Annotated in this window: 8 protein-coding genes and 1 pseudogene; 6 read left to right on the forward strand and 3 right to left on the reverse strand. The window is 63.7% G+C overall.

Features of this window, described 5'->3' with window-relative positions; translation table 11 throughout:
- Nucleotides 1-312: 312 nt before the first annotated feature.
- From QYQ99_RS01155 to QYQ99_RS01170, 4 genes and pseudogenes are all read left to right on the forward strand, one after another.
- A pseudogene (locus QYQ99_RS01155) lies at nucleotides 313-417 on the forward strand (zinc-ribbon domain-containing protein); the annotation flags it as partial.
- Nucleotides 418-594: 177 nt separating this feature from the next.
- Nucleotides 595-1,146, forward strand: a complete 552-nt coding sequence (locus QYQ99_RS01160) for a zinc ribbon domain-containing protein (protein ID WP_302093081.1) — start codon at nucleotides 595-597, stop codon at nucleotides 1,144-1,146.
- 4 nt (nucleotides 1,147-1,150) lie between these two features.
- Entirely contained in the window at nucleotides 1,151-1,813 is a 663-nt protein-coding gene (locus QYQ99_RS01165; RefSeq protein ID WP_302091053.1) for a hypothetical protein, read from the forward strand.
- 65 nt (nucleotides 1,814-1,878) lie between these two features.
- A complete protein-coding gene (locus tag QYQ99_RS01170; RefSeq protein ID WP_302091054.1) occupies nucleotides 1,879-3,417 on the forward strand; it encodes a zinc ribbon domain-containing protein in 1,539 nt (512 codons plus the stop codon).
- Between the two features lie 102 nt (nucleotides 3,418-3,519).
- Here the strand turns inward: QYQ99_RS01170 and QYQ99_RS01175 are convergent, their stop codons facing one another.
- The 3 genes from QYQ99_RS01175 to QYQ99_RS01185 all read right to left on the reverse strand — a co-directional run bounded on the left by QYQ99_RS01175 (nucleotide 3,520) and on the right by QYQ99_RS01185 (nucleotide 9,089).
- On the reverse strand, nucleotides 3,520-5,400 hold the full coding sequence (locus tag QYQ99_RS01175) for an enterochelin esterase domain-containing protein (protein WP_302091055.1): 1,881 nt from the start codon (nucleotides 5,398-5,400) through the stop codon (nucleotides 3,520-3,522).
- A gap of 16 nt (nucleotides 5,401-5,416) precedes the next feature.
- Nucleotides 5,417-7,654: a TonB-dependent receptor gene (locus QYQ99_RS01180; RefSeq protein WP_302091056.1), complete on the reverse strand. Its 2,238-nt coding sequence runs from the start codon at nucleotides 7,652-7,654 to the stop codon at nucleotides 5,417-5,419.
- 154 nt (nucleotides 7,655-7,808) lie between these two features.
- A complete protein-coding gene (locus QYQ99_RS01185; protein ID WP_302091057.1) occupies nucleotides 7,809-9,089 on the reverse strand; it encodes an XAC2610-related protein in 1,281 nt (426 codons plus the stop codon).
- 135 nt (nucleotides 9,090-9,224) lie between these two features.
- Here QYQ99_RS01185 and QYQ99_RS01190 point away from each other — a divergent pair, with 135 nt between their 5' ends.
- Both QYQ99_RS01190 and QYQ99_RS01195 read left to right on the forward strand, forming a co-directional pair.
- The gene (locus QYQ99_RS01190; RefSeq protein ID WP_302091058.1) at nucleotides 9,225-10,418 is read left to right on the forward strand and encodes an MFS transporter; all 1,194 of its coding nucleotides are present in this window, start codon (nucleotides 9,225-9,227) and stop codon (nucleotides 10,416-10,418) included.
- A 903-nt stretch (nucleotides 10,419-11,321) separates the two neighbouring features.
- Nucleotides 11,322-11,912 carry an A24 family peptidase gene (locus QYQ99_RS01195; RefSeq protein WP_302091059.1) on the forward strand — a complete coding sequence of 197 codons (591 nt, stop codon included), beginning with the start codon at nucleotides 11,322-11,324 and terminating at the stop codon, nucleotides 11,910-11,912.
- The last annotated feature ends 20 nt before the right edge of the window (nucleotides 11,913-11,932 follow it).

Here is an 11,932-nt window from a genome sequence, read left to right on the forward strand (position 1 = left end):
ATTGATTGCCTTCTTTTCAAATCAGTCACTTACGCCAGAAATCCCCTGAAACTGCGCGCGCAGTTTCATTAACCCCGACCCCGTTCAAGGATTGCCATGTCTGACAAAAAGCTGTCAAAACCGAGCGTACTTACATTCCCGTAAAGCGATCCAACAGGCCGCGGCAAACGCGCCGCTAAGATACAGATCATTTTTCATGGGTCCGTACCGGCTCATGCCAACGCGCAGAAACCGGCCCCTATTTCACGCATTGCCAAGGCAGCAATGCCGCCGAGCGGCCATTGCTGCGGACTCTTTTCTCGATTGCAGACCATGAATTGTTCCCAATGCGGCAATCCGCTCTCCCCCACTGCCAAGTTCTGCAAGAGCTGCGGCGCCAGACAAGAACCGGAAGCGGCAATCACTGCTGCTGAAAAAATCTGCAGCCAATGCCAGTCCGTCTGCAAGCCCGAGGCCCGCTTCTGCACACGATGCGGCATGGTGTTCGAGCGCCCCGGCGCTGACCATGCTGCGGCAGCCACTGCGCCGCCCATGCCTTTAGGTGCCTCGCAGGCCGTTGACAGCGCAAGCCTGACCCCGCCCTTGATCGAGCCCATGGATACACCTGCGCCCAGGCCGCCACAGTCGGAGCCCGCCGCATTTGCGCCGCGCAACGACCGCACACCGGCCTTTCCCCAGGAGCCGGTGCGCGGCAGCAATGCCTGGATCAAATGGGCAGCGCTGGCACTGCTGGTTGCAGCCATTGCGGGCGGAGTGATGATGGCAAGCAACATGAAGGGCCTGACCGGCGCGGGCAATAGCGCCAGTAGCGCCAATAGCGCATCCAGTGGGGCCCAGGCCGGCAAGGATGCTATTTCGGCCGAAGACAAGGCCAAGGCCGATGCCCTGGTCGGCCCGCTGGGCGGCAATGCGGCCGCGCAGGCCACGCCTGTCGAAAGCGCCCCGGCTGCCGTGGACAATGTGCCCAGCACGACAGTCGCCCCCGTGGCGGCGACCCCAGACACCGTCAGCGTCGCTCCCGCGCCAGCGGCCAGCACGCAGCAGCCCGCAAGCCCGGCACCCGGCAAACCGCCCATGCCGGCCCCTGCAAGAACACCTGCAGTCAAGAAGAACACCGCTCCATCACTGGATGACCTGCTGGATTGAAGCCATGAAAAAACTCAAACTCACAGTGCTGGCCTGCGCCGCAACCGTGCTTGGCGGCTGCGCCACCTTGCAAGATGCCTCCACATCGCTGAGCTGCATGCTCTCGCGCGTCACCAATTCTGCTGACCCCAGCTGCGGCCCCGGCGGCGGCGCGCCCGCAACCGCTGTGTCGGGCGGGCAGAACGAGCGCTTTGCGCGTCTGCAGGCCGCTCTCGATCAGGAAACCCAGCAGGCGCAAAGCATGCAGGCCCAGGCCGTGCAAGCCATGCAGAAGCTGCCGGCCAAACAACGCGCCGTGGCCGGCCCGGTGCAGACCAGAACCGTCAGCATTGCCGATGCCCAGTCGGGACAGGCACACCAGATGCGCAGCTTCTTCGCATTGACCGTGGACATGCCGCTGGCCGCCAAGGGCCGCAAGGAATACACCCAGGCGATGAATGTGCTCAAGGAGCTGGCCAATGAACTGGCCGACAACCGGGGCTCATCCAGCATCGTGGTCGATCAGTCCGACGAGGATGTCAAGGCCGGGCGTGTGAATACCGCCACTGGCACCACCCAGTCCAAGGGCGGCAAACCCGTGACTGTCATCAAGAAGATCGATACTGGTCTGCCCGCTGGCGTGGAGCGCTACACCATCGAAGCCGGCGAGATCCGCGGCAAGCTTTGACACCCGGCCAGCCAGCGGCTCATCGCGCCACACCAGCCAGCCTCAACCACAAGACAGGACGAAAAATGAGAGAGCAACCCCTGGGAGAAATACGTTTTGCCACCCTTGCCAGAGCTGCCGAAGGGCTGACTCAGTGGCGACCGCTGCTGCTGTGCTTTCTGACGCTGCTGGTCACCGGCGCACTGATAGCAGGCGCGGCCTGGATGCTGGTCAAGGCCGGCTTCTTCATGTACCTGATCTTCATGCTGGCGGCCGTCATCGCGCTGCTGGCCGGCTCTTCAGGCGTCGGCATCATGCTCATGGACAAGGCCAAAAACGAGCCCGTACGTTCCTTCTCGGCGGCGGCATCGGCCGGCCTGCTGTGCCTTCCCAAATTCCTACTGGTCGGTCTGGCGATATTTGTTGCCACGCTGGCTTACTACCTGATGGCTGCCGTCATCTACTTCATCTGCAAGATTCCCGTGCTCGGCGGCATTCTGGCCTTTGTGGTCCACCCGATTCTGGTGCTGGTCGCTGCGGCCTTGCTGATCGCCATGATCTGGGTCGTCGGCCCGCTGATGGGCCCTGCGCTATGGAGCGGCCTGTCCGTCAAGGCTGCGCTGGCCAATGTGCTGAGCATCGCGCGCAAGCGCCTGGTCGAAGTGGTTCTGATGGAGGTCGTGCTCTATGTCATTTTGGGCCTGGTCTGCTTCATGCTGTTTGCCGGACTGGTGCCTGCCACCGTCTCCCTGACCGGGATGGCCATGAGCATTACCGGAGATGCCGGCTCCATGGCCGGCATGTTCATGGGTGGCGGCTACGGCCGTGGTTACGGCGGTGGCTTCAATCCCATGGGCATGATGGGTGGCGGCAGCACCGGCCTCATCGCCGGCCTGGGCGTTCTCTACTGCGTGGTGGGCGCACTGCTGGCCCAGGTGGCCATCATGGGCATGAACCTGATCTATCTGCAGGCTCGTGAAAGCGTGGACCCTTCCGAGGCCGAGGGTGCACTGGACAGCCTGATTGGCGATGTGCGCAAAAAAGCCGAGGAAGCCAAGGCCCAGACCATGGCTGCCGCAGAACGCACCATGGCTGCGGCCGAGCGCGCTAAGCAGGCTGCCAGCGAGCGCCTGCAGGAAGCCACGGCCAAGCCATCCGCCACCGACACCCCGCCCGCCACCGACAGCAATGCCAGCGCTGGCGCAGCGCCGGCTGCCGCAGCATCGGCTGGCGCAGCATCGGCTGGCGCAGCATCGGCTGCCGCAGCTCTGACTGCCGCCACAGCGCTATCCACCGAACAGGCGTTTGCCGAACAGCAGGCGCGCGAGCGTGCTGCTGCCGAAGCCCAGGAACTGGCCGCACACCAGCGTGCCCAAGCCCAGGCCGCAGAGGAACGCGCCGCAGCCCAGGCTGCCGAAGAAGCACGTCAGCAAGCCGAGGCTCAGCGCCTGAAGGCACAGGCCGAACAGCAGGCCGCAGAGCGTGAAGCAGCCCGTGTCCGCGCCGAAGCAGAGGCCGCCGAGAAAGCCCGCCAGACCCAGGCAGCGCCAAGCTGCCCCGCCTGCAGCGCTCCCGTGGCTGCCAATGACCTGTTCTGCGGCGAATGCGGCAACAAGCTCAAGTAAGGTAAGAGCTTGAATCGAAAGCCTGCAGCGCTTGACCAGCAAGTGCCTCAGGCGCAAAGCAAAAAAGGGGCCTCAGGCCCCTTTTTTTCGTACCTCCCGGACTCAGAGCCCGCAAGCCTGTGCGACCTGCTCCCTGAGCCTCTCGGTCGATGGTTCGCGCCCCGTCAGCGCCAGCAGCCCGCAGGCCAGCGACCCCTGCCAGTGCACATAGTCATGACCGCTGCTGTGCACACGCTGCACGACCTTGTTGCCCTTGGCGCGCAGCACATCGCCCAGCTCCTGGCTGGTTTCGCGTATGCCTGCCTGCCCGCCACGAGTTCCCTCGTAAATGCCGGCATCCAGGTAAAAGCGTATCGGCAGCTGCGGCGATTGCTGATACTGGCGGGCCAGCCAGTTGGGCGACTCGCCCTTGGGAGCCCACCAGTAGGAGCCCGAAAGACTGAGCACATTGCCAAACCACTGCGGATAGCGCAGCGCCACATAGCTTGAAGCCAGGCCGCCATAGCTCGATCCTGCAATCACCGTGCGCTCAGGTCCGGCCGCTATGCCCTGTGCCTTGAGCCAGGGCATGAGTTGCCGGCCCATGAAATCGGCAAACACCGGGTTGGGCGGCAGCTCGCGGCTGCGCGCGTCGCCTGCGCCATTGGCCACCAGCACGACGGCCGTTGCAGGCAGCAGGCCGTCGGCCATCAGGTTGTCGATGATGGCGGGCGTGGGAACCTGGCGCAGATAGGCCTGGGCGTCGAACAGCACCAGCAGGGAACGCCCAGCCGCATCGGCCTGCTGCCAGCCCTGCGGCTTGTAGATCCAGATGTCGCGCCCGTTGCCCAGCGCCTGGCTGCCCAGCCAGTGACGCTGCAACTGGCCAGTTGCCACGCTGGCGCGGGACTGGCTCCAGGGTTGGGGCGGCGCCTTGGCCAGTGTCAGCACGGAGCGCCCGTCGTAGCGATCCTGCACCGCGTGCAGATCCGCAGACCGCCCCCAGCTGTGGCGATTGAGCGGATCGCGCTGCAGGGTGGACAGAATGGCTCGGCGCTGAATCATGGCGTCGGCAGAGACCGCAGGCACATCGGGCGCAAAACCATAGCTGAGCCGTGCATCCCTGGGCATGACAAAGCTGGCCCACCAGACATCGCTGCTTCCGAGGCGCTGCAGCGGCTCATGATTGCCCGAGGGGCTGCCGAACAGCCGCACGGACTGCCCGGCGCCGCGCCAGACAAAGCTCACCAGCTGGTGCTCCGCATCCCAGGGCTCGATCAGCGGTGTGCCCTGGCGTTCCATTTCCTGCCAGAAGCCGCGGCTGTCGCCGCCCTGCGCCAGCCGCACCTGCAAGGCCTTGAGCCTGGGGCTGCGCAGCGGCTGTGGTTCGATCTCTGCCGCAGGCGCATGGCCTGCCGCCAACGGCACCAGCACCTGGGTGATCGTCAGCTCGTAGGCGCCAGGGCTGGGCGCAGCATAGGTCGGAGCATCGCTGTGCCCGTCCTGCACCACCGGCATGCCGCCTGCTGCCGACGCATAGGGCTGGACCTTATCGGCGCGCAGCACCAGACGCTCCTTCACGCTGCCTCGGCTTTGCCAGGTGAATGCATGATCGACACCTGCGCCCTGGCTCAGCCGCCGCAGATGGCGCCCGTCAGGCGTTTGCACATCCAGCACCACGCCCAGCGCCTGCAGATTGCCGCGCACCACGGCACCGGCCGGTGCCTGCAGCTGCAGGCTCAGCACCTGTCCCGGCGCGAGCCTGCCGGACAGCGGCTCCCGCACCGAAAGCAAAGAGGCCGCCTTGGCCGCGCTCTGAGCGGTGTCGGCAGGCAAGGGAGGGGCCGCACCGGCCGGGCCGCCGATAGCGACGCTGGCGACGCTGGCTGCGGCCAGCAGACCTGGAACAAGCCAGCAACGCAGTCCTTTGCCCGACGGCCCGTGGCCCGTCACCTGGATTGGCAATGGCAATGGCAATGGCAACCCTCGATGATTTTCATGCATTGATGCGTCCTCCGCCTCAGAAGTCCACCGCAGCGCTGATGCGCACTGTGCGCGGTGCACCCACGGTCAGGAAGTTGTCGGCAAAGGCTCCAGCCCAGTAGTTGCGACCAAAGACGTTGTCCACCGTACCGCGCAAGACCACCTTCTTGTCGGCAACGCGCGTGGTGTAGCGGGCGCCGACATCAAAGCGCGTCCAGCTCGGTGCACGCAAGGTGTTGGCCGAGTTGACCCACTGCTTGCCCGTGTGCACCAGGCGTGCGTTCAGCGCCAGACCGGCCACACCCGGCACATCCCAGTCTGCCGCCAGATTGGCAGCCCAGCGCGCCGCGCCGAATGCATCATGGCCGTCGCTGGAGCCGCCCTGGGTGCTGGTCAGCTTGGGCTGCAGGTACGTGATGCCGCCCAGCACGCGCAAACTGGAGCTCACGGCACCAAAGGTATTCCACTCCACACCGCGATTGCGCTGCTCGCCATTGAGCTTGAGGGTATTGGCAGCGGTATCGATGGTGGTCGAAGGCTTTTCGATCTGGAACAGCGACAGCGTATTCGTCCAGCCTGCGCGGCGCCACTTCACGCCCGCCTCCATCTGCTTGGATTTGTAGGGCGCGAATGTCTCGCCTGCATTGGCATAGGTGGAGCCGACCTCAAGGCCGGGGCTCAGCCCCTCGATGTAATTGGCGTAGAAGGACAGATCCTCGCCCCAGGGCTTGGCCACCAGGCCCAGCATGGGAGTGACGGCGCTCTCGTCGTAGCCCTTCATCTTCTGATTCACGCGCTGGTGGCGCGCGCCCAGTGTCAGCTGCAGCCTGTCCTGCAGCAGGCTCAGGGTATCGGCCACGGCAAGGCTGCGAATCACATTGTCGTTTTCCTGGCGCACGGCATTGCGCGGTCCGGCCAGAACCGGCAGCACCGGATCGTAGATATTGGTGGTGTAGCTGCTGCTGACCACAATGGGCAGAGCGCGCCCGCTTTGCTGCTGCAGCTCGTTGAACGAGAACACCAGCTGATGGCCCACATCGCCGGTCTTGAAGCGCCCGCGCAAACCCGCGTCCAGCGCCGTGCTGTTGGTATAGCCCTGCAGGTTATAGGTCTGCCCCACGGCAGAGCCGTCGCCCACGGCATTGAGCACCACGCGTGTGCCCGTGGGCTGGCCTGCATAGTCATGCCAGGCCTTGCCCAGGCTGCCGTAGAGCTGCCAGCTGTCGCTCAGCTCGAAACTGCCGCGCAGCGCCACCGACTTGTTCTCCACTTCGGTGTTGACGCCGCGAAACAGATTGTTGCTGGCGTCGGGCGCGCCGATCAGATTCTTCATCTTGCCAAAGCTCACCATCACCGGGCTGCCGTTGTCCAGGTTCACCTTGTAATGATAGGCATCCAGCCCCAGCGTGAAGCGATCGCCCTGATAGTCCAGCGCCACGGCGCCCAGGCGGCGGCGGCGCTTCTGATCGTCGACCTCGGTTTCCCCGCTGGACAGCGCGCCGTTCACGCGTATTCCCAGGCGGCGCTCGGGGCCGAAGCGCCGCGACACATCCACATGCTCCTGCAACTGCGAACCCGAGGTGAAAGTGGTGGTCAGCCGCGTCAGATCCCCGGCCAGCGGCTTCTTGCTGACCACATTCACCACGCCGCCCACCGCTCCATTGGGAGCCATGCCGCCAAGCAGCGCCCCCGGGCCCTTGAGCAGTTCCACGCGCTCGATCATCTCGGTCGGCACATGGCTGTCGGGTGCCAGTCCGTACAGGCCGTTGAAAGCCACTTCGCTGGCGTTGACGTCGAAGCCGCGAATCACATAGTTCTCGTTGACATGGCCGGTATTGGTGGTGAAACGCACCGAGGAGTCGTTTTCCAGCACGGCAGCCAGCGTGGCCGCATTCTGGTCGCGGATCAGCTCTTCGGAGTAGGCAGTGATGTTGAAAGCAGCATCCATCACATCCACATTGCCCAGCAGCCCCAGCGCCGCCCCTTTGGCGACCTGGGCGCCAGGAGCAAGCGCAGGCAAAGCGCTGCCGTCCTGCTTGCCGGACACGGTGACTTCGCTCAGGCGTTTTTCCTGCGGGTCCGTCGTCTGGGACTTCACCTGGGACTGCGCCTGGGCACCGGCACTCAAAACGACCAACACCGCCAGCCCCACGGCTGAGCGGGGGCTGCAGCACGCCGCAGAAGACAGCCAATGCGCGAATGGAGCGAGCCGCGTGGAGGCGAGCGCTGAAGCCGACGGCGCCTTGCCTGCGCCGCCACGAACTGGGGTTGCCATGTAGACCTCGTTTTCAATCGATCTCCTATGGCTAAAACGAAGTGCGTGGCTAAGGTTTGTTGAGAATGAATCTCAATTGGTTAAATTGTATAACACGCAAACCTTCTCAAAAAGATAGCAGCAAGCGATTTCCGTGCATAGCGCCAAGCCGTTTTCAGGGCTGTCCCCGAACGGGATCTTCCGCCTCGCAGTCCTGCTCGGCGTTCTCGCTCATCAGCACACGCACCACCTTGTGGGCATCGGCATCAAAGACCGCGATATCGGGGCAGTAACGGGCACCTTGGGGCGTATCGACCTTGCGGTAGCTTGCGCCATAGATCTTGAGGACCCGGGGTGGCTGTCCGGCTCTAGGCTCGGCCAGCACCTGGACCTCGTTGTGACCCATGGTGGCGGCAGGATCGGCATCGCACCAGTCGGCAGTGGGCTCCTGCGCCAGTCTCAGATCGCTGCCGCGCTGGTACAGCCCGCTAGGCCAGCGCACATGGCCTTGCGCATAGCCCGGCACCTGATAGCAGGCCATGAGCTTGCCGCCCTTGCGCACCGGCAGCATATAGCTTGCGGCCTCCTCGACCAGCTCGGGCCCTTCGGGCTTCCAGGCGTAGATGGCCACGCCATGGCTGCAGCAGCTGGCACGCCATTCGCTGTAGATGCGCCTGGCCTTGCCATCGAAGGCGGGCGAGCTAATGTCCTGCAGGGACTGCGGCCCCAGCACCAGCTTCTGCGTGTCCGGGTCGTAAATCCAGATGCGGTGCGCAATATTCGGCCCCGCAGGCAGAACCAGCGCCTGGGTCAGGTCCGGCCAGCCATCAAAATTCGCATCCACCCAGCGTGGCTGCACCAGCCAGCAGCTGCCTACGGCGTCGGTCGGCAGGCTTTGCTTCAGGCGTCCCTGCTCATAGACCTGAATGGCAGACACCTGCAGTTCCATCTGTTCTCCGCAGTCGGCCAGGGAGCGCAGCTTCTGATTCATCACCAGGCGCAACTCATAATGCAGCGCATGGGGAAAATCCGGGGGCTGGCGCAGCAGATGGACCGGCCAGCGCCTTTTGCCGTCCATGGACTGCCACTGACCCTGCAGACGCGGCGGCGCCATGCCCGGCAAAGCCGCCAGCGACCAGCGGCCCGACGGCCTGGGATCGCTTACTCCCGCCATCGGCGTCTCGGTCAGCTGTCCGCTTGCCGAGCCTTCCAGATCCAGCGTGGCGCCGGGCCGATTGCAGGGTTCATAGCAATAGCTGCCGCCGACGGCACCGCCCAGCCGCCACAACTCCAGCTTGACGGCCTTGCCGGCGATCTCGCCGCGATAGCTCGCCGACCAGACCACCGCTTCATGCAAGGTGTCTGCCGTCTCGGCATGCGCCATCGAGGTAGAGCTCATGAGCGCCATAGCGATGTTCAGGCACGCAGCCCGGCCAGTCAGGCATTTCAACGTCATATCTCACTTCCATTCACTTCGATAACCAGGCTCGTATCCGCATCATGCCCGCAGCAGACCTTTTAATGTGCGGCCAATATGAATGCTGCAAGATGTGACAAATCTGCGCACAAGCATGGACAGCCGAAGCGATTTATGCAAACAGACAACAACACACAACAAAGCCGCAATATGGGCCTGCTGGTCGCAGCCCAGTCCCTGGGGGGAGCCTCTCCGCCCATCATCATCTCACTGGGCGGCCTGGTCGGGCAGCAGCTGTCGTCCAACCCTACGGCGTCCACCTTGCCGGTCAGCATCTACCAGCTCGGGCTGGCGCTGTCCACCCTGCCAGCCGCCTGGATCATGAACCGCATGGGCCGCCGCGCGGCCTATGTGCTGGGTGCCATTTTGGGCGTGATCTCCGGCGTGGTCGCCGCGCAAGGCATTGCGCACAGCGACTTCGTCACTTTCTGCATCGGCACGGCGCTGGCCGGCTTTTATGCGGCCTGCGTGCAGAGCTACCGCTTCGCCGCCACCGATATGGTGAGCGAGCCCGCGCAACAGGCCAAGGCCATTTCGCGCGTGATGATCGGCGGCCTGATTGCCGCCATCATCGGCCCGCAGGTGGTGATCTGGACGCGCGACGCCCTGCCTGCCACCCCGTTTGCCGGCAGCTTCTACAGCCAGGCGGCGCTGGCCTTGCTGGCCCTGCCTCTGCTCATGGGCCTGCGTCTGCCGCCGCCTCAGAGCAAAAAGGCCGTGGCTGACGACGCCAGGCCGCTGGGCGAAATTGCCCGCACGCCCCAGTTCGTCGTGGCCTGCGCGGCCGGTGTGGTCAGCTACGGACTGATGGCGTTTTTGATGACCGCTGCACCCATGGCCATGGTGGGCTGCGGCCACAGCGTGGGCGAAGCCGCCATGGGCATCCAATGGCATGTGCTGGCCATGTTCGTGCCCAGCTTTTTTACCGGCAAGCTGATTGCGCGTTATGGCAAGCGGCCCGTGACCGCTCTGGGCCTGCTGATGATAGGCGCGGCCGGCGTGCTGGCCTTGATGGGCCTGGATATCTTCCACTTCTGGGGCTCGCTGATTTTGCTGGGCGTGGGCTGGAACTTCGGCTTCATCGGTGCCACGGCGCTGCTGACCGAGTGTTACCGCCCTTCGGAGCGCGCCAAGGTGCAGGCACTCAATGACTTCCTGGTCTTCGGCACGGTGGCCGTGGCCTCGTTCGGATCGGGCCAGCTGCTGCACAGCGCTGGCTGGAACGGCATCAATATCGGCATGCTGCCGCTGGTGGCCGTCGTGCTGGTGCTGCTGGGCCTGCACAGCCAGCGCAGGGCAAACGCCTGAAGCTGCGCTGGCGGCCTGAAGCTGCAACGGTGTTTTCCGCCTCCAGACAGCTATCAAGACAGTCATCAAAACAGCTTTCAAAACAGTAGCATGTATCGCATTACAGGCAATGGAATAGAGTTACTTTCACCTTGAAATCCATTCAGAAAAAGCGCTAAAAGCTATATTTTATATAGCATCACCACCCTGTGAATGCACCGAGCGGGTGTGGACTGAAGACCGGATCAACGCTCGCAGCAAACCGTCGTCAGTACCGCTGCCAGCAGGCCAGGAGGAAAAATGCCGGCCTCCTGCCGGGCAGCAGCTTGCCCAGGACTACCCCGGCCTCATCCCTAAAAGCGGCTACTCAGTCCCACGACGGCCTTGCCCCCGAGCCGTGATGCCGACGCCCGGGCCTGCCCCGCCATGCAGCAGCGGGCACTTCAGGTGGCGGAACATGGGTAACGCCCACAGCACATTTCAGCACCTACCAGGCTCCAACGGGCTCCAACGGGCCCGGCCTTTCTTCAAGCCGTGTCAGCGTCTCTGCCGCCTCCCCGGCTGCCGTGCGCGCGGGCGCCAGGCAAGGCCTTGCGAGCGCCCTCCGTAGCCGGCTCCGACTGTGGGCCGATCTGCGTCAGCAAGCGTATGAGACCACTGCTTACGCAACCTACAACGGCGTCACATTTGCACCTCATGCAGATTAGAAAAAATCTTACGAGATCAGATATTGATAAGCGATTTCTATAGGAATAGTATTTCTACAAAATTAAACAAAATAATGAAGTTGATAGAAAAATTGTATTTAGTCACACATCGCCCGAATCCTGCAGACATCAGTCAGATGAGCTGAACGCAGCGAACAGCCAGCGTCAACTCTGAGGCCCAAACAGGATTCGCTGAACACAGGACTGGAGTTTGACCATGACCTCTTCCGAACTCAGCGCAGCATCCGAGTTGATGGCCGGCCTGTTCACCGAGCCGCGCTCGCTGATGCTGCTGCTGCTCCTGCTGGCTGCCAGCATCAGCGATCTGCGCACACGGCGCATCCCCAATCGCCTGACTTTTGGTGGCATCACCCTGGCCCTGCTCTATGGCCTGCTGGCCCACCACCCCCATAGCGGCGGCTTTTTCTGGGCGCTGGGCGGCATGGCGCTGGGTCTGGCCATGATGCTGCCGCTGTATCTGGTGCATGCCATGGGCGGCGGCGACGTCAAGCTGATGGCCATGGTCGGCAGCTTTATCGGACCCGAAGCCACCTGGCAGGCCGTGATCTTTATCTTCATCACCGGCGGTGTGGCTGCCATCAGCTACGCACTCTGGCACCGCATGGCCGGCAAGCTGCTGCGCAACTCTGCCGAGGCCGTCCAGTTGCTCTACATCAATGTCGCGGCAGGGATCGCTCCCGATGCCCGCTCCAGCTCGGCGCATTCGGTAGGCAAGCTGCCTTACGGCGTCAGCATCGCCCTGGGAACCCTGGCGTTCCTGGTCGCTCGGCAGTTCACCTGGGTCTAGTCACTTACATCACGGCATAG

This window comes from Comamonas testosteroni (assembly GCF_030505195.1).
Lineage (GTDB): Bacteria > Pseudomonadota > Gammaproteobacteria > Burkholderiales > Burkholderiaceae_C > Comamonas > Comamonas testosteroni_G.